Below are 22,080 nucleotides of genomic sequence, written 5' to 3'. Positions count from 1 at the left end.
AAACAAAAAAGTAACCATGCAAAAAAGTATATTTCTCTTTTTGATTTTCTGTTTTTCTTTCGGAAATGCGCAAAGTACTTCAGATAATATTTCGATTATTCCCGCTCCAAATTTTTATAAAACAACCGGAGACAGCATTCGCATAAGCGGAAAAATTAAAATTGCATTTGATAAAAATAAATACAGCGCAAAAGAATTGAAAACGGCGCAGATTTTTGAATCAGCTATTAATTCGAATACGTCAAATAAAAAAAGCAATATTGAAGTTTTGTTTATTGCCGAAAAACCATCTGCAGTTTCAAAAAAAGAGGCTTACAAAATCAATATTTCTTCCAAAAAAATAATCGTAACAGGAAGTGAAGAAGGATTATTTTATGCTGTTCAGAGTTTATTACAGCTTTTGCCGAATCAGCCCAAAAATCAGGAAGTAAAATTACCTTGCGTTTCCATCGAAGACCAGCCCAGATACGACTACCGCGGGCTTCACCTCGATGTGTGTCGTCATTTTTTCTCAGTTGATGTTATAAAAGATTTTATTGCACAAATGTCTTATTATAAATTAAATAATTTCCATTGGCATTTAACTGATGATCAGGGCTGGAGAATTGAGATAAAAAAGTATCCAAAACTGACCGAAGTTGGTTCTAAAAGAGCACAGACTTTAGTGGGCAATAAGTTCGAGAGATTTCCTTATTTTTTTGACGGAAATCCGTACGGCGGTTTTTATACTCAGGAAGAAATTAAGGACGTTGTGAAATTTGCCGAAGACCATTATGTAAATATTATTCCCGAAATCGAAATGCCGGGTCATGCAACTGCGGCGGTAACGGCTTACCCAAATTTATCTTGTTTTCCCGATCGAAATTATAAAGTGGTAGAATCATGGGGCGTTTTTGAAGATATTTTTTGTGCCGGAAAAGAGGAAACTTTTACTTTTTTAGAAGATGTTCTAACCGAAGTAATGGCTTTATTTCCGAGTAAATATATTCATATTGGCGGAGACGAATGCCCAAAAGCCAGATGGAAAGAATGTCCAAACTGTCAAAAGAGAATTAAAGACTTAGGTTTAAAAAACGAACATGAATTACAAAGTTACTTAACAACCCGAATCGAGAAATTCTTAAACGCACACGGAAGACAAATTCTGGGCTGGGACGAAATGCTCGAAGGCGGACTTGCTCCAAATGCAGCCGTAATGTCATGGCGAGGCGAATCTGGCGGAATCAGCGCGGCCAAACAAAAACATTTTGTAATCATGAATCCGGAGCAAGTTCTTTATTTAGATTATAATCAGGGTTATTCTCCTCAGGAACCTTTAACAATTGGAAGATTAACAACGGTTGAAAAAATATACAAGTATAACCCAACTCCTGTAGACAGTTTAACGGTTGAAGAGCAAAAATATATTATGGGTGTGCAGTCGAATCTTTGGTCTGAATATTTGACAAGTCCGACGAAATTAAATTATATGATTTATCCGAGAGTTTTTGCTTTAGCAGAAATTGCCTGGACAGAACCTCAGAATAAAAACTACAACAATTTTATTTTGAACAGAATTCCGCATCATTTAGAAAAACTGGAAGCGCAAAAAAGAATGTATAAAGTTCCAATTCCTTTTGGCGCTGAAGAAACAGCTTTAATTGCATCAAAATATATTCTGGACTTAAAACCAACAATTAAAAACGGGCAGATTTTCTATACCATTGATGGTTATAATCCGGATGAAACGGCAGAACTTTATACTAAACCTGTAACGATAAACATTCCAAAAGGCGAATTTAGAATTATCAAAGTGGTTCAAATCAGCGAAAGCGGTAGAAAAAGTTCTATCAATAAAATTATTGTCCGAAATCCAGATTTAAAACCTGCTTTAGCCATTCAACCCTACAAGAATGGTTTGAAATACGAATATCATATCGGAAACATTACGGAGGGCAAAATTTTCGAACTTGCAAAACCTATTTCTTTCGGAATTTATGAAGAAAAAATCAGTGCGGAAAAATGGAAAACAAAATTACAGCGTTATATCGGCTTAAAATTCAACGGATACATCTTTATTCCAGAAACAGCAAATTACACCTTCTCGACGCTTTCAGACGACGGATCAGAGCTTTTTATAGATAATGAACTCATTGTAAATAATGATGGTATTCATTGGGCACATGAAGCATATGGAGCGGTTAAACTTGAGAAAGGTTTTCATGAAATCTACATCAGTTATTTTGACCAAATTGGAGGAACAACTTTAACTTGTTTTATTCAGCAGGAAGGAAAAGAAAAACAGGAAATTAGTGAATCACAATTGTATTACGAATAAAACATAAAAAACGCATTCACTAACCAAATGAATGCGTTTTTACTTTCTATTATCTATTTATTAACTATTACTCTTTATTTTTAGTGTTCAGTTTATTCTTTACTCTCTCATTTCAAAACATCAAAAGCAACATTATAAGTTTTACCTTCAAAAACTTCTTTCATTTCAAGTTTTCCAGTATTTAAACCACTTATTTCAAACTCTACTTCCTCATCTTTATCCAAAACCCACTCTGGAGATTTTATTTGGGTGATTATTATTTTAGTTTCGCTGGCATCCTGCCATTGCCATTTACCAAATTCTAAGTAACTTCCTTTTTCTTGAGATGTAATACTAAAATTCGTAAAACAAGTTCCGGCTTTAGAAAAATTTACTAAACTAACCGTATCTATAATAGTTTCTTTTTTGGTGAATTTCCAGGTATTATCGCATAACAAATCTGTTTTGGGTGTACTGGTAAACTCAGCTGCTTTAGTCACTTTTAGCTGATAAGTATAGGTATCAGATCCTTCGTATTTAATTGAAAACGTAATATTATCAGGATCACTATCATCCACTTTCATGGAACCGAAATTAGAAAGGAGCAAAATATCTGTATCTAAAACTTCATAAGTACCAGAAACAATAATTTCGGCGTTCTTTTTTGAAGTTTTACTGGTTTCGTTTTTTATGATGATATAGTTTCCGTTTGTATCAAACTCAACCGATTCAAATTCTGTTGAATTTTGCACGATCCATTTTTTACTGATGCTTTCTTTTTGGATATTTTCTCTTTCGGTATTTTCTTCCTGAGCGCAGGAAAACAAATTAATTAACACTAATAAAGAAACTATTATTCGGATGGTTTTGTACATTTTTTAATCTATTATAATAAGATCAAATTTATCGTCTCTTATTTAAACCTGCATCACTATTTATAGTGATTTAATAATTTGAAATCTCTTCCAAGTAAAATGTTTTATCTGCTAAAATTTCTGGATTATAATTCTTAGCACTTTTATTAAGATGGAAACAAATATTAAAAAAGGCAAAAAATAACCGGGAAGTAAAAGGATTATCCAGCCGTCTCCGTTATGGGGTTTTCCATAATGTCCGCAAATAAAAATCAACACGGCCCAAAAAAGAAATTGAACTATTGACAACAAAAACCAATGCAGTAAAAACTGCCAGTAATGATCTATAAAAAATGAAATCAAAAAGCTTATAATAATGCTTCCGCCAAACACATAAGAACCATATTCTATTACAAAAGATTCTGAAAAACCGCCAATAAAAAACAGCAGCAAAAACAAAATACAAGTAAACAGTAATTGATAATACAAATAATTATCATTGGTAAAAAAAGGCATATTGATCGTAAACATATTTGTTCCTTTTACTGCTTTAAGAACAGTTGTTATATGAAATCAAATTTATTTTGAACGCTTTAATTACACATCACTATTTCTAATGAAATAAAAAAACGCATTCAAATTAATGAATGCGTTTGGTAATTTATTTAGAAGCTGCCTTACTGATTTTTTCAAAATCATTATCTTTTAAATTGTATGCAAAACCAGCACCGTAAAATTGATATACAGGATTACCTGTTTTAGCATTTACAACCTGAATATATTTATTTCCATTCATGCTAACATATCTCAAATAATAAATTTCTTCATTATTTAAAATTTTTCTTTTAAGATCTTCCTCTCTAATAAATTGAAATTTATATTTGTAATCTTCTAGTAGATTTTTTAGATTTTTTTCATCTCTAAGTTTTTCTGATACCCTCCAAGGGTTGTATTCCATCATGTAAGCTTCAGGAATATAAAGCACATTGTCTCTTAGATTAGTAATTTCCGGATTAATGAAACTATCGAAAGAACTAGAATGTTCTCCCTCAGTAATTCTTTTATTTATTAACTGAAAATAATTTTTCAGCATTCCTAAACTAGTGTTTGTAAAACTGTCCTTAGTATACATTCGCGTATATAACTCTTCGGAAGTCCCTCCTCCCATTGCTCGAGATAAAAATTCATTATTAACACTAAGTGGAGCATTGGCAATATTTGTAAAACTTTCATTTACAATATTTTTCAATTTTTCATCGTATTTCTTTTCACCAGGTTTAAGCTTATTAAATCCTTTATCATATCTCTCTTTATTAAAAACTTCAATCTCAAAGTAAGTATGTACATAAGTCGTTCCTTTCGATGTAGTAGTAACATCTCCAGTAAAATCAGCAATCGAATATTTCTCATCTGTATAATCCAACCTATTAAATTCAGTGAGGTCCAAAACTTTAAAAGGTGTTACTGTCCAGACTTCTTTTAAGATTTTTTCATAATCTTCTTTTTTATTTAATTCAGGCAAAACAAAAATGGTAGTTGTTTTTTTAAACTTTTCCATGTCTTCATTTTTAACCTCATTGTTTTTTCCCTTATAGGTATAATCGACGTAAACCTGAGAATAATTTTCAACACTGACAATCAGCATTATAAATAGTAAAATTCTTTTCATTAAATGATTTTGTTTTTGTTTATTATTTGGGAATAAATGTAGCACAAAAAAACGCATTCAAATTAATGAATGCGTTCTTCTTTTATCTTAAAAAATTATTTACCGCTAATGGCTTTGCTGATTTTTTCAAAGTCATTATCCTTTAAATTATACGTTGCCGCTCCATAAAAATAATATACCGGATCGCCTGTTTTAGCATTAACAACCTGCAGATATTTATTTGCATTCATGCTTACATATCTTAAATAGTAAATCTCTTCATTATTTAAAATCTTCTTTTCTAAATCTTCATCTGTTATAAATTCATACTTATATTTATAATCTTCTAAAAGTTCTTTAAGATCTTTTTCGTCTCTCAGTTTTTCTGATATTCTCCAAGGGCTAAACTCCAGTTTATAAGCTTCCGGAATATATAGCGTATTATCTTTTAGATTTTTAATTTCGGGAGTTACAAAATCGTCATAAAGTCCGATGTTTTCTCCGTTAGTTAGGATTTTATTTATTTGCTGAAAATAGTTTTTCAGCATTCCTAAATTGGTGTTTGTAAACGATTTTTCGGTATACATTCTATCATAAAGAACACCTGCCTTTTCATCTGATCTTGCTACCATTGCATCTGCTAGAAATTTAGAATTAACAGAAAGCGGGGCTCTTGCAACAAAAGATAAATTTTCATTAAAAAGACTTTTCAGTTTTCTGCTATACTTTTTATCATCAGATTTTAGCTTTGCAAAACCTTTCTCAAATTTTTCCTGATCTAAAAGCTGTATTCCAAAATTAGTATGAACATAAACAGTACCTTTTCCTGTTACTCTTATATCTCCAAAAAGCTCTGCAAATGAATAGGCATCGTCAGCATAACCTGTTATATTAAAATCTTTAAACTCAACTAATTTGTAAGGCGTTACAGTCCAGACTTCTTTTAAAATTTTTTCGTAATCTTCTTTTTGATTTATTTGAGGCAGTACAAAAATGGTAGTTGTTGCCTTAAATTTTTCTAACTCTCCTTTTTCAAATTTTTCGTTTGCTCCTCTATCAGACGGAGAAACCGAAACCTGAGAATAGTTTTTAACACTGAAAACCAGCATTACAAATAGTAAAATTCTTTTCATTAAATGATTTTGTTTTTGGTTATTATTTACGGAATAAATGTAGTACAAAAAAAACGCATTCAAATTAATGAATGCGTTTTTTAAATATACTAAATTGTTGTATTATCCTTTCAAGCTTGCTGCTAAATACTCACGGTTCATACGTGCGATATTTTCAAGCGAAATTCCTTTTGGACACTCGATTTCACAAGCTCCTGTATTTGTACAGTTTCCAAAACCTTCTAAATCCATTTGGTGAACCATGTTTAATACACGGTCAACTGCCTCAACTTTACCTTGCGGCAATAATGCATATTGAGAAACTTTTGCAGAAACGAATAACATTGCCGATGAGTTTTTACAAGTTGCAACACAAGCTCCACAACCAATACAAGCTGCAGCATCAAATGATTTATCTGCATCGTGTTTGTTAATTGGAATTGTATTTGCATCAATTGTATTTCCTGAAGTGTTTACAGAGATAAATCCTCCTGCATGTTGAATTCTGTCAAAAGAACTTCTGTCAACAACTAAATCTTTAATTACAGGGAAAGCTTTTGCTCTAAATGGCTCAATAAAAATCGTATCACCATCTTTAAACATACGCATGTGTAACTGGCAAGTTGTAACACCTCTGTCTGGTCCGTGTGCTTCACCGTTGATGAATAAAGAACACATTCCGCAGATTCCCTCACGACAATCGTGATCAAATGCTACAGGCTCTTCTCCTCTGTTGATTAATTGTTCGTTAAGAACATCAAGCATTTCAAGGAAAGACATGTCTGGTTCGATTCCATCAATAGGATATTCTACAATCCCTCCTTTATCTTGGGCGTTTTTTTGACGCCATATTTTTAATGTAAGTTTCATACCTTTTTCGTTTGAAAGTCATAAAGTCGAAAGTCGAAAGTCGCTTGGCACATTTTGCCTTTTGACTTTAAGACTTTGGCTTTCGACCAAATTCTTATTTATAACTTCTTTGAACTAATTTAATGTTTTCGTAATTAAGAGGTTCTTTGTGTAATACTGCATCACTTGGTTTTCCTTTGTATTCCCAAGCTGCAACATATGCAAAGTTATCATCATCACGAAGTGCTTCTCCTTCTTCTGTTTGGTACTCCTCACGGAAGTGACCTCCACAAGATTCATTACGGTGTAAAGCATCTTTCGCGAACAATTCTCCTAATTCTAAGAAATCGGCAACACGAGTTGCTTTTTCTAATTCCTGATTAAATTCGTAAGCGCTTCCAGGAACTTTTACATCTTTATAAAACTCTTCACGTAAAGCAGCAATTTCTTCGATAGCCTCAGTTAAACCTTTAGCATTACGAGCCATACCTACTTTATTCCACATGATTTTTCCAAGTTTTTTGTGGAAATAATCAACAGAATGAGTTCCGTTATTATTGATAAATTTATTAATTTGATCAACAACCGCTTTCTCAGCTTCAACGAATTCTGGTAAGTCTGTAGAAATTTCTCCCATTTTAATATCCGGAGCTAAATAATCTCCAATAGTATATGGCAATACAAAATATCCATCAGCTAAACCTTGCATTAAAGCAGAAGCTCCAAGTCTGTTTGCTCCGTGATCAGAGAAGTTAGATTCTCCAATTGAGAAACATCCAGGAATTGTAGTCATTAAGTTATAATCAACCCAAGTTCCACCCATTGTGTAGTGAACCGCTGGGTAAATCATCATTGGTGTTGTATAAGGATCTTCGTCAACGATTTTGTAATACATCTGGAATAAGTTTCCGTATTTACTTTTCACGATTGCAGCTCCTAATTTAGTTACCAAAGCAGCATCCTTATCATCTAAACCTTTTACGTAAGCATCCTCCGTTCCGTAACGTTTAATTGCTGCTGCGAAATCCAAGTAAACCGCTTCACCCGTTTTGTTAACTCCAAAACCAGCATCACATCTTTCTTTAGCTGCACGAGACGCAACGTCACGAGGTACTAAGTTACCAAAAGCAGGATATCTTCTTTCTAAGAAATAATCTCTTTCTTCTTCAGATAAATCTGTTGCTTTTTTCTTTCCTTCACGGATTGCCTGAGCATCTTCTAATTTTGCAGGAACCCAAATACGACCGTCATTACGTAAAGATTCAGACATCAAAGTCAGTTTTGACTGGTGATCTCCAGAAACCGGAATACATGTTGGGTGAATTTGTGTGTAACAAGGATTTGCGAAAAACGCTCCTTTTTTATGAATTTTCCAAGCTGCTGTTGCGTTACTTCCCATAGCATTTGTTGAAAGGAAAAATACGTTTCCGTATCCTCCAGAACCAATTACTACCGCGTGAGCAGAATGTCTTTCGATTTCTCCGGTGATTAAGTTACGAGCGATAATACCTCTCGCTTTTCCGTCAACGATTACAATGTCAAGCATTTCGTGACGGTTGTACATTTTAATTTTTCCACGACCAATTTGACGGTTCATTGCAGAATAAGCTCCTAACAATAATTGTTGTCCTGTTTGCCCTTGTGCATAAAATGTACGAGAAACCAAAGTTCCTCCAAAAGAACGGTTATCAAGAAGTCCGCCATATTCACGAGCCAATGGTACACCTTGAGCCACACACTGGTCAATAATATTTGCAGAAACTTCAGCCAAACGGTGAACGTTTGCCTCACGTGCACGGTAGTCACCACCTTTTACAGTATCGTAGAACAATCTGTAAACCGAGTCACCGTCACCTTTATAATTTTTTGCAGCATTAATACCTCCTTGTGCAGCAATAGAGTGCGCACGACGAGGTGAATCCTGAAAACAAAATGCTTTTACGTTATACCCTAACTCAGCCAAAGTAGCCGCAGCAGAACCTCCGGCTAAACCTGTACCAACTACGATAATATCTAAATTACGTTTGTTAGCAGGGTTTACTAAATTAATATGATCTTTATAATTTGTCCATTTGTCCGCTATAGGACCACTTGGAATTTTTGAATCTAATGCCATTATAATTGATATTAATTATTGAAATGATGAAATAATGCGATAATTACGAAAGCGGCTGGCACCACAACTGCAAACCATAAACCAACTTTGCTTAAAAATCGAGAATATTTGTTGTGCATTCCCATTGATTGTAGAGAAGATGCAAATCCGTGCCATAAGTGAAATCCTAAAAGTATAAAAGACACACAGTACAATCCTGTACGTACCGGACTATGAAATTTATGAACTAACTCTCCGTAATACCTTGTAGCATCTGGAGCTGTTCCTGCTATATATTTATAGCCTAGTTCAGGAAACCAGAAATCATAAAAATGCAATCCTAAGAAAGCCAAAATAACCAATCCAGAAATAATCATATTTCTAGAACTCCAAGAAGCATTTGCAGCTCCGTTGTATTTCGCATATGCAATTGGTCTTGCTGCGCTGTTTTGAGCAGTAAGAATGAATCCCATTACGAAGTGCAAAATTACTCCGAATGCCAAAACTGGCTGCATTACATATTGTATCAACGGATTGTAACCCATAAAATGAGAGACTTCGTTGAAAACGATTTCACTCAAAATAGAAATAAAATTTAAGGTAACATGCAGCGCTAAAAACGTGATTAAGAATATTCCCGAAAGGGCCATAGCCACTTTCTTTAAGATGGAAGCATTCAACTGTGCAGATTGTGCCATAAGTGTTTAAGTAGTTTGTTTTAAAAAATTAGACAAAAATAACTCAATTACCAAAGAACTACAACCATTTCGTTGTTATTTATAATCATTTTAAAATAGACTACGTATACGTATTTTTACGTATAAATTTATTTTTAATAATAAATAATTTAGTATAAAAAAGCATAAAAAACTGCTTTAGAGTGATTTCAGCCTAATTTCAATACTTATGAGTTTCCTAAAAATTATGATATTGATATTTTATTCAAAGTTTTGATTTGTTTTCTTCAAAAGTACCAGCTGTACATAATTTTATGTAAGCAAAAAATTGTCATTCCATAACATAGTTTTACCTTTAGCAGCTCAAAAAAATAAGAATGAAAACAGGAATTGATGCCATCTCTTTTGATGTTGCAAACATACACTTACCCATAAAAACTTTGGCAATTGCCAGAAATATTGAACCAGAAAAATTAGAAAAAGGTCTTGGATTACTTAAAATGACTTTTCCGGATGTTCATCAGGATGCGGTTGTTTTTGGAGCAAATGCTTTAACTAAACTTATTACTGATAATAAAATCAACCTAAACGAAATAAGCCGAATTTATGTTGGTACCGAAAGCGGAATTGACAGCTCAAAACCAATTGCTTCTTATTTAATTAATTTAATGGAGCAAAAATTTGGCGAAGATTCATTGGCAGAATGCGATGTTGTAGATTTTACTTTTGCCTGTATTGGCGGAGTTGACGCTTTGCAAAACTGTCTTGATTTTGTAAAATTAAACCCGGCCAAAAAAGCAATTGTAGTTACGACCGATTTTGCTAAATATGATTTAAATTCTGGCGGGGAATATACACAAGGTGCCGGAGCGGTTGCGATGCTGATTACGGCAAATCCAAAAATTATTGCTTTTGATGATAATTGGGCAACAAGTACAAAAGGTGTTTTTGATTTCTTTAAACCGTACAGAACTATCTCTAAAGAAGAAATCACAAAAAATACCAACAATGATTCCTGGTTTGACAATTTAGAAGCCGAAATCGAAATTCACAAAGACCAGCCGGTTTTTGACGGACAATATTCAAATCAATGTTATATGGATCGTACGCGAAATGCTTACTTTTCATTTAAAAAATTAAAAAATACAACCGAAACGTTATACAACACTTGGCATAGTATTGTGATGCATTTGCCATATTCTTTCCAGGGAAGAAGAATGTTATCTGAAATTTACGCTTTAGACAGTGCCGAAAAAATTATTGCCGATGATATTGCACCTGCAGATTATCAGACAAAAATTAAAGAAGTAGCAAAATCTGAAGATTACAAAAGTTTTGTAACCGAGAAATTACAACCTGCAGAATTAGCTTCTTCCTTAATTGGAAATCTTTACACAGGTTCTATTTTCATGGGATTATTGTCGACTTTGGCTCATTTTTATGATACGAATGCAGCAATTTCGGGAACTAAATTTGGTTTCTTAGCTTACGGAAGCGGATCGAAATCAAAAGTTTTTGAAGGAACAATTCAACCAGAATGGAAATCACCTTTGGCAGATGTCAAACTTTTTGAAAATTTAGCCGAAAGCGTAGAAATTGATTTCAATACTTATGAAAGTCTTCATAAAAAAGAATTAAAACAAAGCGTAAGAACTCCAAAAAATGAATGGGTTTTAGACCGAATTGAAAAAGAGATTCCAGTTTTGATTGGAGCGAGATATTATAAATGGGTGGATTAGTAAATTCCAATTTTTGAAATCCCAAATTCCAATAAAAAACCGAAGCTATTGCTTCGGTTTTTTGTTTTTATAATACAACGTTTGTCATCCTGAGCGAAGTCGAAGGACACGTTAGCAGCTATACAAAGATTGTCGATTTTGCAAGCGGAGCTCCTTGCGTGTCCTTCGACTTCGCTCAGGATGACAAGCTTTGCGCCAAAAAAACCTTTGTCAAAGTTTTAAACTTTGACAAAGGTCGTCACACATAAATTAAATTGCCTCCAGCTTTAGCTGGAGGTTAAGAAAGTTTAATATAAATGGCTTTAGCCTAAATACTCCTTTTTGGCTAAAGCCTTGTCTTTTGTCCCAATATTACCCCCAGTTGAAACTGGGGGCTATTGAAATCTTTGAGAATAATTATTTATAAATAGTAAACTTATTATGACTCAAAGTAAAACCAAGATTTTCATAAATCGCAACATTTTCTACTCGTTTTTTGTTTGTGGTAACTTCGATACTTCTTAAATTATTTTGATCTGCAAAATTTAAAATCTCATTTATTAATAATCTTCCAACGCCTTGACCACGATAATTTTGATGAATAAAAAACTCCTGTATTTCACCAACCAATCCGCAATGATGCAGGAGATTTTGGGTATGAAAACTGATAAATCCTAAACCTTCCGTTTCATTTTCGGCAATTAGATATAGATTTCTTGGGTTTGAAATGTTTTCATTGAATATCGTCTTGAAAACTTCAAAATCTAAAACTTCATTTTCGAGTTCACAGATTGCTTTATAGACAAAGTCTAGATCTTGTTTTTTGATTTTTCTGATTTTAATTTTTGGCTTCATAATTAATTCGATTTAACCCATTTAGATTTTAAACACTGTTTTATTTTCTTCAAAATCGATCAGCCATTCTAAAGTTATAAATTTATCGCAATCATCTTTCATGTCGGAAGCCCAATCAATAAGTATCGCAGAACCTCCTTTTCTAATTTCATTTCTAACTATATCATAGTTTTCTTTTGCATCATCAGGCCCTAGTCCTGCTAATTCAAAAACAATATGTTTTGTTTTAGAAAATGTTGTGTATAATGAAAGTAGTCTTTTAGAATTCCAGTGAAGTTCGTTTATTTTCGTCTTTTTATTAATCCAGGGAATTTCATAAATTTTCTGGATAAATTTGCTTTCTAAATTTCCACTTTTCTTTAAATATTTGCCAACTCTTAGTGGGAAAAACAAACTTCTAAATTTTGATTCTCTAAAATAATCTACATAAGTCAACGACTTCGTGACAATCACATTTTCATTTTTTATTCTTCCAGTAAAAACATTCACTAATTCCGTTTTGATGCCTTGAAAATGAGCCCCTCCATACAAATACAAAATAACCAACTCCCCTTCTCTTAACTCAAAAGGCGGTATGAAATACTCCTTGGTTCTTATTCCTTTACTTTCTATTAATAGCTCTTTCATTTCTCAAGTCGTTCAAATTTCTGTTTGTATTTTTGAACATACTTCTTCCAATCTTCTTGATTTTTATAAACAGAAAAAGAATATTCAACGGTTTCTTTACTAAAATGATTTCCAAAAATATTATCTAAATATTCTATTCCAGAATCGATTACTTGCTTTAAAACCTGCAACTTATCAATTCCCGTTGCTTTGCAGGCTTTATCGAGCCACAATCCTTTTCCAATTTTCACATATTCTACAAGAAGGTTTTCTGTTATAAATTGAGAAGGAACATCGTTAATATCCGGTTGATGTTTTCCGTTTTTAAAAACTAACAAAATCAATTCTTCCGAATAATAATCTTCTGGAATTAATCTTAAAGTTGTACCGTTTTCGGCTGCTTTAAAATAAAGTGCTTCCGTTATAAATTCATCAGGAATTACCTGAATCGCAAAACCATCTTTGCTTACTAATTTTTCGCAGAGTTCAGAAGTTATTAAATCCTGATCGACAAACGGCAAAGCATGAAATGTAATATTCAATGCCAGATTACAAAGTTCTTCGGTTTTAAATTCTTTTGGAACCAGTTTAAGATCTCTGTAATTTGCCAAAACACGATCATGCCAATATTGATAAGTTTTAGCGGGTGGATTGTTTTGTTTTAAAACCAATTCACCTCTTGCCAAATCTCTTTCCAATTCTTCAAAAGTTTCAATTAACGGATTATCGAGTAATTTTCGAAGTTCGTTTGAGATAATTTCTTCGTCGGTTTCATCATCATATTCGCATTCGTTTTTTGGGTCAATTTCATCTCTGTCATTATAATAAAACAAATCATTTTTTCTTTCGGCAAATGCTGTATTGTGATCTGTAACGATAAAAACCGGAGAATTTATCGAACCTAAACAATTGAAATTTCCATGATTGTAATACGTCATCACAACTTCTTTTGCTGTAACGTTTTCTTTTATTTCAACATTGGCACCGCCAAGTAAAAGACTTTGGCAGTTTACATTTCCATTAATAAAAACATACGGCCCATAATCGCCTTCGGCATTTATAATTGAACCATTAACAGAAAAATCTCCGTTTATAAAAATGCCTTCAATTCTTATTTCGTCCATTTTTTTGACGGGAAGATTTAGCAATTTGGCCAGCCATTTTTTCTCTTTATCTTCATAAAGATCTAAATAAAAATTTTCTTCAAAATTGACATTTTCTTCTGCCGTTAGAAAAAAATCCCCGTCTTCCCATTCATCAAAATAATCAAACTTTTCATCCTCAGTTAAAAAAGGATATTTGGTTTTGATTTCGGCTATTGTTGTTAATTTGAAATTGAAAGTCTGCATTTTATTGGTATTGTTCGAAGTATTTTTTTGAATATCAAGATTACGTAATTCTAAATTGAAAATCAAACGATAGTCAGAAAAGTTGTATTTTTACCCGCGAAAAGATTTACAATTTGTATCTCACAAGAAAAACCTTGTTTTCTACATAAACCAAATAAGGTAACAGAATTTTAAATATCTTTGAACTATGAGCACAGAAATAAAACCAAAACATATCGGTCGAAATATCAGCCGTATTAGAGAGCTTAGAAACATGAAGCAGGAAGCGCTTGCTCTTGCAATTGGCACAACTCAACAATCTATCTCTATTATTGAAGGAAGCGAAAGCGTTGACGACGAAAAATTAAAAACTATTGCTGATGCATTAGGAGTTTCAAGCGAAGCTATTAAAAATTTTTCTGAAGATGCTGTTTTTAATATTATTGGAAATACTTATAATGACGACTCTTCTTCTATAAAAAACTATAATTGCACTTTTAATCCATTAGATAAACTTCTTGAAGCTATTGATAAAAATGTACAACTTTATGAAAGATTGATTCAAGTCGAAAAAGATAAAGCAACTTATTTAGAAAAATTACTTAAAGAAAAATAATTACCAAAAAGATTTAACTCTAAGTAAATAAGAAACCGAAGCTGGATTGGCTTCGGTTTTTTTTTATAATATTATGAATACTACTACGTATTATAAATCTTTATAATCTTGATTTTTATCTTTCTGGTTAATATCTGTCAATTCAAATAAATTAAATCCTGTAAGCTTTTCGTCTATTCTTTTTAATGTGTTTAGATTTATGTTTGCTTTTTTAAGAATTTGTAGTTTTATCTTACGTTGTATTTCAAGATCTTTATTCATAAATTTCACTCTCAAAAAAAGATTTTCATAATTACTATATAAAGACAGGAAATAAAAGAACGGAATACTTAAAACCGTAAGTTGAATTGGTAAAACAAATGCATTTAGATTATATACGCTTAGAATATTTTCATTATGAAAAATGAATTTATATACAGCAAATATTATACAAAATAAACCAATGAGTTCAATAATTATTTTAGTTAATTTAAATACTGGTTGATATTCATCTTTGTTTTGCGAAACTAAATTCATTAAATAGACAACGGTAAAAGTTGGAATTATAACCAATTCTGTAACAAAACTAAAAGTATAAAAATTCAGAAAAAACTCTAAGAAAATAGTAAGTTTAAAATTATCTTTTAAAACCTTAAAGAAGAACGATATTTCTTTTGCCTCATTTAATTTAAAAAATGACATAAATCCAAAACTAAAAAACCACAATACAGTATCTTTAAGCAAATTAAAATTCCAAAATTTATAATGTTTTAATACCAAAACCATAAATATTGTATAAAAAACTAGTAACAAAACTGTAAATAATATTCCTTCTACAAAAAATGACTTTAACAGTTTAAAAGTTGATTCTCTAATTTCTTTTTTTAAATTTATTAAAACAAGAATAATTACCCCCCAAACTATTGTTGCCAATTCCCGATTTGAAAACACTTCATTTAAACTCATTCTTTGACTATTATATAATTCAATTATTCTAGTTTACGAATATACAAAACCACAATAGATTAAATAAAAATTTTCTTATGAAACCAAATTCGCGTGAGGGATAGAGGCGGTATCCTTTTATGCAGCGGAGCGGAATAAAAGATATAGCCGAAAGCCCGACCCGGAGGGGCACGCCCAAATTATGATTCTGGGATTTCTCAATATTGTCATTTCGACGGAGGAGAAATCGCACTCGGGAATCTACAAAGAGAATCGCCAATCTTTGTCGAGTTTCTAGTGCGATTTCTCGTTCCTCGAAATGACAAGACTTTGTGTTTATCAATCTTTGTCGAGCTACTTGTGGAGATCTCTCCTTCGTCGAGATGACAAGATTGTGTAAAAATTTGCGCTAATCCTTCGACTTCGCTCAGGAAGACAAAAAAGTCGTAAATTTTGCGTCTTTGCGACTTTGCGAGATTATTTCATTACAGTTTGAAGAAAAAACTTTGTGCCTTAGCGCCTTCGTGGCAAACCCAAAAAACAAATAAGAAAACTTTAATAAATCAATTATACGCCACTTATTCAAAAATCACTAATTTTGAAATTCGAAGTTCAAAAACTAAGTTATTATGAAATATCATCAAATAAACAGCGCTCTTTTTGTAAAAAACCGCAAAAAATTCACGGCAGAAATGAAACCTAATTCGGTTGCCGTTTTCAACTCAAATGACATTTACCCAATTAGTGCCGACAGTACTTTGCCGTTTGCGCAACACAGAGATATTTTTTATCTAAGTGGTGTAGATCAGGAAGAAAGTGTTTTGCTTTTGTTTCCAGATGCGCCTTATGAGCATCAAAGAGAAATTCTTTTTTTAAGAGAAACTAATGATCATATAGCAGTTTGGGAAGGTGAAAAACTGACTAAAGAACGTGCTTTTCAGGTTTCGGGAATTAGAACGGTTTATTGGTTACAGGATTTTCATAAAGTTTTGAACGAAATGATGACGTATGCCGATACGATGTATATCAATACAAATGAACATTACCGCGCAACTGTTGAAGTAGAAACTCGCGAAGCGCGTTTTGTAAAATGGTGGAAAGATCGTTACCCAGCGCATAATGTTGCGAAAAGTAATCCAATTCTACAAAGAATTCGTTCTGTAAAAGAAAGCGAAGAAATTGATTTGATTCAGCAGGCTTGCGATATTACAGAAAAAGGTTTCCGCAGATTATTATCATTCGTGAAACCAAATGTTACGGAATATGAAATCGAAGCAGAATTAGCTCATGAATTTATCCGTAACCGTTCTAAAGGTTTTGCTTACACGCCAATTATTGCTTCTGGAAACAATGCCAATGTTTTACATTATATCGAAAACAATCAGCAATGCAAAGCCGGAGATTTAATTTTATTAGACGTTGCGGCAGAATATGCGAATTATTCAAGCGATATGACCAGAACGATTCCAGTTTCGGGACGTTTTTCTGATCGTCAAAAAGCAGTTTACAACGCTGTTTTAAGAGTTAAAAATGAAGCTACAAAAATGCTGACTCCGGGAACACTTTGGAAACAATATCATGTTGAAGTGGGTAAAATTATGACTTCGGAATTAATTGGTTTAGGTTTAATTTCTAAAGCCGATGTTCAGAACGAAAATCCAGAATGGCCGGCTTACAAAAAATATTTCATGCACGGAACTTCTCACCATTTAGGTCTTGATACGCACGATTACGGTTTGCTTCACGAACCAATGAAAGCAAATATGGTTTTTACGGTTGAACCTGGAATTTATATTCCGGATGAGAAATTCGGAATTCGCTTGGAAGATAATGTTGTGGTTCAAGAAAAAGGAGAACCTTTTAACTTAATGCGCAATATTCCTGTTGAAGTGGATGAAATCGAAACTTTGATGAATTCTTAGTTCACGATGAAAAAGATTTTTCTAGTTGGATTTTTATTGTTTTTGGGAAACATTTTTGCCCAGACAGAAGGCTATGCAGTTAATACTGACGGAAGTAAAACTTATTACAAAACTTTTGGAAAAGGCGAACCGCTTTTAATTATAAACGGCGGCCCGGGAATGAACAGCAATGGTTTTGAAGATATGGCGAAAACGCTGGGTGAAAATCAGCAAACGATAATTTACGATCAAAGAGGAACCGGAAAATCAAAACTTTCAAAATTAGATACTAAGACCATTTCAATGAAAATAATGGCCGATGATATCGAATCGTTACGAAAACATCTTAAAATTAAAAAATGGAATATTCTTGGGCATTCTTTTGGTGGAATGTTAGGTTCGTATTATGCAACAGTTTATCCAAATAGTATCGATAAATTAATTTTATCATCATCTGGCGGCGTTGATTTGACTTTATTAAAAAGTCCGAATTTAATTGAAGCCGGTTTAAGCAAAGCTGAAAAAGATTCTCTGGATTACTGGAATGATAAAATTGAAAAAGGCGACACGTCTCACAAAGCAAGACTGGGACGCGGAAGAGCAATGGCTCCGGCTTATGTTTACGATCGTAAATTTATCCCGATAATTGCTGAAAGGTTAACACAGGGAAATTCGACAATAAATGGTTTGTTATGGTCTGATATGCAGAAAATGAATTTTGACTGCAAAGACAAGCTAAAAACCTTCAAAAATCCGGTTTTAATTATTCAGGGAAAAGAAGATATTATCAGTAATGAAATTGGAGAATTGGCACATCAAACTTTTCCAAATTCTAAGCTCATTTTATTAGAACATTCTAAACATTACGGATGGCTTGATGCGAGAGAAAAATACTTCTCGGATATTAATTCATTTTTAAAATCATAAAAATCAAAAAGCCCTTAATGTTATTAAGGGCTTTTTGATTTTATAAACGTTTATTATCCGATTTTTGAAATCTGAAGATCTAATTGAAATTTGCCATCAGCTTCGTTTCCGTTGATCAGTTCAAAAAGTTCTAAAGCTCTTCTTGCGTTTTTCTCTTCTTCTCTTTGCTCAGCCACATACCACATCATAAAATCTTCTGTAGCATAATCATTTTCGGCTCTACATTTTGCAATTACTCTATTGATTGCCTGAGTAACTGCAATTTCGTTTTGCAAAGCAATTTCAAACACTTCTCTAAAAGAAGCAAATTCTTGCTGCACTTCTGGAACAGATGGCGTAACTGCAATCCCTCCCATGTCTGTAATGAATTTAAAAATTTTTAGAAAATGTTCTCTCTCTTCTTCAGCTTGCTTATACAAATACGATGCTGTATGTGCATAACCGTTTCTATCCAGCCATGCAGCCATAGCTAAATATTTATTAGAAGCGTCGCTTTCAATTTTTGCCTGTAAGTTCAATATATTTTCTATTCCTTCAACTAATGAAGTACTGGTTCTTAGTAAATCTTTCATAACCTTTAATTTTTTATATATGTAAAATTACAAAAATTAAAGAAGACAGCTCTAAACGCCTGAAAATTTGGATTTAATCTAAGTAAGAATCTAAATAAGCTCGACGTTGACCGTATTACAAAGCAAAGAGTGTAAGTTGAGAGTAAATTTTGTTCCGTTTAATAAATCTCTTAACTGCACTATTTCACAGATAGTAAGATTTCTGGAAAAATTTCTTTTGGTAGTTTCAATCAGCTGCGCGTCTGACTGATCAGATAAGTCATAAAGCATATTGAGAATGTCAACGCTATTAACCTTTCTTTGAAAAATCAAAAAATCATGAATTTTATAACTTGACATCGTATCAACAAAATTGATGATTATACTATTAGTCAAATCACATTGATAACTGTATCCTTTTTCGGTTTCAAATAATACTTTGGTGGTCAAATCACTAATTAATGCCATTCTGATAAAATATAATAACGGTGCAAAAATATAGAATTTAAAGTAATTAAACGCATAATGTAAGACTAATTTAAAATAACAAAATCACTTAATGTTCTTAAAAACAGCTTAAGTACACTCAAAGACCGTAGTATTCTACAGTATCATTTATTTAATTTTAAAAATAAAAAATTTAGAAATTATGCAGGTAAATGAAATAGGTCATCAAATTTTTAGAGAAGAAATATCGCTCTGTTATAAATAAATCTATAATTATTCTAAAGATTTCCCAATTAAATCAAGACATCACAATATTTTACTTCAGCTTTCTTAACTTTGCGTATCACAACAAAAAATATCGTTTTGAAAAACATTTTATATAAAAACACCAAAATATCTTTTACTGACTCTGGAGAAGGAAGCGCAATTGTACTGCTTCATGGCTTTTTGGAAAACAAAAAAATGTGGGCAGAATATGTTGAATTGTTTTCAGAAAAATATCGTGTCATTACAATCGATTTATTAGGTCACGGAGAATCTGATTCTTTAGGTTACGTTCATGAAATGGAAAACAATGCAAGTGTTGTTTACGAAGTTTTAGAATCTTTAAAAATTGAAAAAGCAACTATTTTAGGTCATTCTATGGGCGGCTATGTTGCTTTGGCTTTCGCCGAATTATTCCCGGAAAACATTAAAAAATTAGTTTTACTAAATTCGACTTCTAAAGAAGATAGTGCCGAAAAAAAATTAAACAGAACGCGCGCCATTAAAGCAGTAAAACAAAATTATGTAAACTTTGTAAGCTTGGCGATTGCGAATTTATTCAGCGAAAGTAACAGAACCCGCTTAGCAGACGAAATTGAAAAAGTAAAGGAACAAGCTTTAAAAACTCCTTTGCAGGGAATTGTGGCTTCGCTTGAAGGCATGAAAATACGAAAAGACCGCGAATGGCTTTTACACGAAAACAGATTTCCGGTTTTATTGATTTTAGGTAAAAAAGATCCTGTTTTAAACTACGAGGAAAGTCTTGCTCAAATTGAAGACACAACTGTAGAATTGGTTTCTTCTGAAGATGGACACATGAGTCACATCGAAAATAAAGAAGAACTAAAACCAATCTTGTTAGATTTCTTCAACTAAATAATTGAGATATTAAAAGCAAAAAAGGCCATTCGAAATTTCGAAATGGCCTTTTTTTATTAGAAGCAAAACTTATAGTTTTGAAATGATGTCTTTTTTGAATTTCCCCAAAGTCGCTCTTGTTAATCCAAGATTCGCTTTTTTTGCATCAACAGCTAAGTAAATAAAATACTGTCCGTCTTCAGAAACGTCTATAATATGTATTTGATCTGTTAATGTAATTAAAATATCGTTTATTTTTTGATCTAATCCTAGAGCTTTAATGGCGTTTAATTTTGCTTTTACAACTTCTAGATTATAAGCAGAGGCTAATTCCGGATCGAAATCTGGATTTATAGAAAGTGAGCAATAAGACATTCCTGTCTCAACCTCAGTTACTGAAACTGCAATAAATCCGCTAACATTCTCTCTTAAATCATTTTGAAAATTCTGTAAAAAATCTGACATGTTTTATATATATTGGTTTAAATTAATTATTGAAAACGGTATCCATTTTTCTAAGCAGCAGGCCCATTTTACTGATATCTTTAGACAGCAAGGCAACACAATTATCATCCTGATCTTTATTTGCAACCACGATCCCGTCATTGTTTTTAATCATGACTTGTTTTAAGTCACCATTGTTAACATCTTCAGACATTTCTAAACACATTTTTAAAATCATTCCAATCATTGCGGCAACATTTCCGTCATATTCAAGATTAACAGATTCTAATAAAATTCCGTCTATATTAAAGGTAATTCCAGACTCTGCGCCTGTTTCTTCAACCAATGTATTTAAGTCAATCATAATGTTAAAATGTTTAAGAATGTCAAAGTTATTTTTAATAAATAAAATTGTTTGATGAACACTTGTTAAAAAAATAGAACACCCAACTATCTGACTCACTTTTATTTATAGTATAATTTAACTCGATCTTTAAAAGAAAATCTTCAAAAATATTTAACAGAAAAAAGAGATTTACTCAAAAATGAAACATTTTAGTTCAAAAAATTCAAAACATAGGTTTGATAAGTACAGATAATCAGTTTAATAGAAGTTTTTCTTAAATTTGCTAAAAATTATTCCAATGAAAACAGTTGACGAATTACGCTTTGATTTAAATGTAAAACTGATGAAGTTTAGAAGATTTCGCTTTGAAAACGGACCAGTAAATACTCCAAATTCAAAAGAATCTGAAAAGAAAGGTTTCTTTAAAAAAATATTTAGTTAAAAACTACTTACAAAAAGCCGCAATTATTATTTAATAATAATTGCGGCTTTTTCCTTTATGCTATGAAGCTTACATTTGTTTGCTAAAAACAATCCTTTTTGATCAGGATTACATTTTCAAAATTGTCCTAAACAAGACTTATTCTTTTCTTTTTAATTTTTGGATTCTTAAATTTAATCTTTAAACTTCAAACAATTTACTTGAGAAATCCTTTTAAGAAGTAAATTTAAAATGATCTAAAAACTCATTTTAAATTTGAGATAAAGGTTTTTTATTCTGAAATCTTATTTTCGCTTTTGATTTCAAATTATCCCAACAAACC

General features: G+C 32.2%; 22 protein-coding genes. 7 read left to right on the top strand and 15 right to left on the bottom strand.

Features of this window, described 5'->3' with window-relative positions:
* Nucleotides 1–16: 16 nt before the first annotated feature.
* Nucleotides 17–2,317 (top strand): family 20 glycosylhydrolase, encoded by a 2,301-nt coding sequence (locus tag ACODSB_RS02040; protein ID WP_488935814.1) that lies wholly within the window; start codon nucleotides 17–19, stop codon nucleotides 2,315–2,317.
* 107 nt (nucleotides 2,318–2,424) lie between these two features.
* On the opposite strand, the gene ACODSB_RS02035 is transcribed toward ACODSB_RS02040, so the two are convergent.
* The 7 genes from ACODSB_RS02035 to ACODSB_RS02005 all read right to left on the bottom strand — a co-directional run bounded on the left by ACODSB_RS02035 (nucleotide 2,425) and on the right by ACODSB_RS02005 (nucleotide 9,552).
* Nucleotides 2,425–3,171 carry a hypothetical protein gene (locus tag ACODSB_RS02035; protein WP_488935813.1) on the bottom strand — a complete coding sequence of 249 codons (747 nt, stop codon included), beginning with the start codon at nucleotides 3,169–3,171 and terminating at the stop codon, nucleotides 2,425–2,427.
* Between the two features lie 111 nt (nucleotides 3,172–3,282).
* Nucleotides 3,283–3,681, bottom strand: coding sequence for a hypothetical protein (locus ACODSB_RS02030; protein WP_488935812.1), 399 nt, complete (start codon nucleotides 3,679–3,681; stop codon nucleotides 3,283–3,285).
* 130 nt (nucleotides 3,682–3,811) lie between these two features.
* Nucleotides 3,812–4,819, bottom strand: coding sequence for a hypothetical protein (locus ACODSB_RS02025; protein ID WP_488935811.1), 1,008 nt, complete (start codon nucleotides 4,817–4,819; stop codon nucleotides 3,812–3,814).
* Between the two features lie 95 nt (nucleotides 4,820–4,914).
* Nucleotides 4,915–5,931, bottom strand: a complete 1,017-nt coding sequence (locus ACODSB_RS02020; RefSeq protein ID WP_488935810.1) for a hypothetical protein — start codon at nucleotides 5,929–5,931, stop codon at nucleotides 4,915–4,917.
* A gap of 102 nt (nucleotides 5,932–6,033) precedes the next feature.
* Nucleotides 6,034–6,780, bottom strand: coding sequence for a succinate dehydrogenase/fumarate reductase iron-sulfur subunit (locus ACODSB_RS02015; RefSeq protein ID WP_053473331.1), 747 nt, complete (start codon nucleotides 6,778–6,780; stop codon nucleotides 6,034–6,036).
* Nucleotides 6,781–6,874: 94 nt separating this feature from the next.
* Nucleotides 6,875–8,875 (bottom strand): fumarate reductase/succinate dehydrogenase flavoprotein subunit, encoded by a 2,001-nt coding sequence (locus ACODSB_RS02010; RefSeq protein WP_256636285.1) that lies wholly within the window; start codon nucleotides 8,873–8,875, stop codon nucleotides 6,875–6,877.
* An 11-nt stretch (nucleotides 8,876–8,886) separates the two neighbouring features.
* Complete coding sequence (locus tag ACODSB_RS02005) at nucleotides 8,887–9,552, bottom strand: succinate dehydrogenase cytochrome b subunit (protein WP_488935809.1); 666 nt, start codon at nucleotides 9,550–9,552, stop codon at nucleotides 8,887–8,889.
* Between the two features lie 356 nt (nucleotides 9,553–9,908).
* On the opposite strand from ACODSB_RS02005, the gene ACODSB_RS02000 reads away from it, so the two are divergent.
* A complete protein-coding gene (locus tag ACODSB_RS02000) occupies nucleotides 9,909–11,270 on the top strand; it encodes a hydroxymethylglutaryl-CoA synthase family protein (protein ID WP_488935808.1) in 1,362 nt (453 codons plus the stop codon).
* 396 nt (nucleotides 11,271–11,666) lie between these two features.
* Here the strand turns inward: ACODSB_RS02000 and ACODSB_RS01995 are convergent, their stop codons facing one another.
* From ACODSB_RS01995 to ACODSB_RS01985, 3 genes are read right to left on the bottom strand one after another with little or no spacing between them, the layout of a single operon-like run.
* Nucleotides 11,667–12,104 (bottom strand): GNAT family N-acetyltransferase, encoded by a 438-nt coding sequence (locus ACODSB_RS01995; RefSeq protein ID WP_488935807.1) that lies wholly within the window; start codon nucleotides 12,102–12,104, stop codon nucleotides 11,667–11,669.
* Between the two features lie 21 nt (nucleotides 12,105–12,125).
* Nucleotides 12,126–12,731, bottom strand: coding sequence for a hypothetical protein (locus ACODSB_RS01990; protein ID WP_053473336.1), 606 nt, complete (start codon nucleotides 12,729–12,731; stop codon nucleotides 12,126–12,128).
* Nucleotides 12,728–14,125, bottom strand: coding sequence for a polymer-forming cytoskeletal protein (locus ACODSB_RS01985; RefSeq protein WP_488935806.1), 1,398 nt, complete (start codon nucleotides 14,123–14,125; stop codon nucleotides 12,728–12,730). Before ACODSB_RS01985 ends, ACODSB_RS01990 begins: the two co-directional genes overlap by 4 nt.
* 121 nt (nucleotides 14,126–14,246) lie before the next feature.
* Between ACODSB_RS01985 and ACODSB_RS01980 the strand changes: the two genes are divergently transcribed.
* Entirely contained in the window at nucleotides 14,247–14,654 is a 408-nt protein-coding gene (locus tag ACODSB_RS01980) for a helix-turn-helix domain-containing protein (protein ID WP_488935805.1), read from the top strand.
* Between the two features lie 90 nt (nucleotides 14,655–14,744).
* Here the strand turns inward: ACODSB_RS01980 and ACODSB_RS01975 are convergent, their stop codons facing one another.
* Nucleotides 14,745–15,599, bottom strand: coding sequence for a hypothetical protein (locus ACODSB_RS01975; protein ID WP_488935804.1), 855 nt, complete (start codon nucleotides 15,597–15,599; stop codon nucleotides 14,745–14,747).
* 608 nt (nucleotides 15,600–16,207) lie between these two features.
* On the opposite strand from ACODSB_RS01975, the gene ACODSB_RS01970 reads away from it, so the two are divergent.
* Nucleotides 16,208–17,500 (top strand): aminopeptidase P family protein, encoded by a 1,293-nt coding sequence (locus tag ACODSB_RS01970; protein ID WP_488935803.1) that lies wholly within the window; start codon nucleotides 16,208–16,210, stop codon nucleotides 17,498–17,500.
* Nucleotides 17,501–17,506: 6 nt separating this feature from the next.
* Nucleotides 17,507–18,406, top strand: a complete 900-nt coding sequence (locus tag ACODSB_RS01965) for an alpha/beta fold hydrolase (protein ID WP_488935802.1) — start codon at nucleotides 17,507–17,509, stop codon at nucleotides 18,404–18,406.
* Nucleotides 18,407–18,459: 53 nt separating this feature from the next.
* On the opposite strand, the gene ACODSB_RS01960 is transcribed toward ACODSB_RS01965, so the two are convergent.
* A complete protein-coding gene (locus ACODSB_RS01960) occupies nucleotides 18,460–18,978 on the bottom strand; it encodes a ferritin (RefSeq protein ID WP_180855885.1) in 519 nt (172 codons plus the stop codon).
* Nucleotides 18,979–19,068: 90 nt separating this feature from the next.
* Nucleotides 19,069–19,425, bottom strand: a complete 357-nt coding sequence (locus ACODSB_RS01955; protein ID WP_488935801.1) for a hypothetical protein — start codon at nucleotides 19,423–19,425, stop codon at nucleotides 19,069–19,071.
* A 342-nt stretch (nucleotides 19,426–19,767) separates the two neighbouring features.
* Here ACODSB_RS01955 and ACODSB_RS01950 point away from each other — a divergent pair, with 342 nt between their 5' ends.
* Entirely contained in the window at nucleotides 19,768–20,544 is a 777-nt protein-coding gene (locus ACODSB_RS01950; protein WP_488935800.1) for an alpha/beta fold hydrolase, read from the top strand.
* Between the two features lie 72 nt (nucleotides 20,545–20,616).
* Here ACODSB_RS01950 and ACODSB_RS01945 read toward each other — a convergent pair whose 3' ends face one another.
* Together ACODSB_RS01945 and ACODSB_RS01940 are read right to left on the bottom strand one after the other, a co-directional pair.
* A complete protein-coding gene (locus ACODSB_RS01945; protein ID WP_053473345.1) occupies nucleotides 20,617–20,991 on the bottom strand; it encodes a hypothetical protein in 375 nt (124 codons plus the stop codon).
* A 22-nt stretch (nucleotides 20,992–21,013) separates the two neighbouring features.
* Nucleotides 21,014–21,334, bottom strand: a complete 321-nt coding sequence (locus ACODSB_RS01940) for a roadblock/LC7 domain-containing protein (RefSeq protein WP_053473346.1) — start codon at nucleotides 21,332–21,334, stop codon at nucleotides 21,014–21,016.
* Nucleotides 21,335–21,614: 280 nt separating this feature from the next.
* Between ACODSB_RS01940 and ACODSB_RS01935 the strand changes: the two genes are divergently transcribed.
* Nucleotides 21,615–21,758, top strand: a complete 144-nt coding sequence (locus tag ACODSB_RS01935) for a hypothetical protein (protein ID WP_165590703.1) — start codon at nucleotides 21,615–21,617, stop codon at nucleotides 21,756–21,758.
* Nucleotides 21,759–22,080 lie beyond the last annotated feature (322 nt).

The organism is Flavobacterium sp. FG68 (genome assembly GCF_057808895.1).
Note: the sequence above shows the minus strand (reverse complement) of the source record. Positions and strands in the feature narration are given on the sequence as shown.

Bases quoted from the DNA above. Each gene is read 5' to 3' on its own strand.
- ACODSB_RS02040 (WP_488935814.1), top strand. From the start codon at position 17: ATGCAAAAAAGTATATTTCTCTTTTTGATTTTCTGTTTTTCTTTCGGA.
- ACODSB_RS02035 (WP_488935813.1), bottom strand. From the start codon at position 3,171: ATGTACAAAACCATCCGAATAATAGTTTCTTTATTAGTGTTAATTAAT.
- ACODSB_RS02030 (WP_488935812.1), bottom strand. From the start codon at position 3,681: ATGTTTACGATCAATATGCCTTTTTTTACCAATGATAATTATTTGTAT.
- ACODSB_RS02025 (WP_488935811.1), bottom strand. From the start codon at position 4,819: ATGAAAAGAATTTTACTATTTATAATGCTGATTGTCAGTGTTGAAAAT.
- ACODSB_RS02020 (WP_488935810.1), bottom strand. From the start codon at position 5,931: ATGAAAAGAATTTTACTATTTGTAATGCTGGTTTTCAGTGTTAAAAAC.
- ACODSB_RS02015 (WP_053473331.1), bottom strand. From the start codon at position 6,780: ATGAAACTTACATTAAAAATATGGCGTCAAAAAAACGCCCAAGATAAA.
- ACODSB_RS02010 (WP_256636285.1), bottom strand. From the start codon at position 8,875: ATGGCATTAGATTCAAAAATTCCAAGTGGTCCTATAGCGGACAAATGG.
- ACODSB_RS02005 (WP_488935809.1), bottom strand. From the start codon at position 9,552: ATGGCACAATCTGCACAGTTGAATGCTTCCATCTTAAAGAAAGTGGCT.
- ACODSB_RS02000 (WP_488935808.1), top strand. From the start codon at position 9,909: ATGAAAACAGGAATTGATGCCATCTCTTTTGATGTTGCAAACATACAC.
- ACODSB_RS01995 (WP_488935807.1), bottom strand. From the start codon at position 12,104: ATGAAGCCAAAAATTAAAATCAGAAAAATCAAAAAACAAGATCTAGAC.
- ACODSB_RS01990 (WP_053473336.1), bottom strand. From the start codon at position 12,731: ATGAAAGAGCTATTAATAGAAAGTAAAGGAATAAGAACCAAGGAGTAT.
- ACODSB_RS01980 (WP_488935805.1), top strand. From the start codon at position 14,247: ATGAGCACAGAAATAAAACCAAAACATATCGGTCGAAATATCAGCCGT.
- ACODSB_RS01975 (WP_488935804.1), bottom strand. From the start codon at position 15,599: ATGAGTTTAAATGAAGTGTTTTCAAATCGGGAATTGGCAACAATAGTT.
- ACODSB_RS01970 (WP_488935803.1), top strand. From the start codon at position 16,208: ATGAAATATCATCAAATAAACAGCGCTCTTTTTGTAAAAAACCGCAAA.
- ACODSB_RS01965 (WP_488935802.1), top strand. From the start codon at position 17,507: ATGAAAAAGATTTTTCTAGTTGGATTTTTATTGTTTTTGGGAAACATT.
- ACODSB_RS01960 (WP_180855885.1), bottom strand. From the start codon at position 18,978: ATGAAAGATTTACTAAGAACCAGTACTTCATTAGTTGAAGGAATAGAA.
- ACODSB_RS01955 (WP_488935801.1), bottom strand. From the start codon at position 19,425: ATGGCATTAATTAGTGATTTGACCACCAAAGTATTATTTGAAACCGAA.
- ACODSB_RS01945 (WP_053473345.1), bottom strand. From the start codon at position 20,991: ATGTCAGATTTTTTACAGAATTTTCAAAATGATTTAAGAGAGAATGTT.
- ACODSB_RS01940 (WP_053473346.1), bottom strand. From the start codon at position 21,334: ATGATTGACTTAAATACATTGGTTGAAGAAACAGGCGCAGAGTCTGGA.
- ACODSB_RS01935 (WP_165590703.1), top strand. From the start codon at position 21,615: ATGAAAACAGTTGACGAATTACGCTTTGATTTAAATGTAAAACTGATG.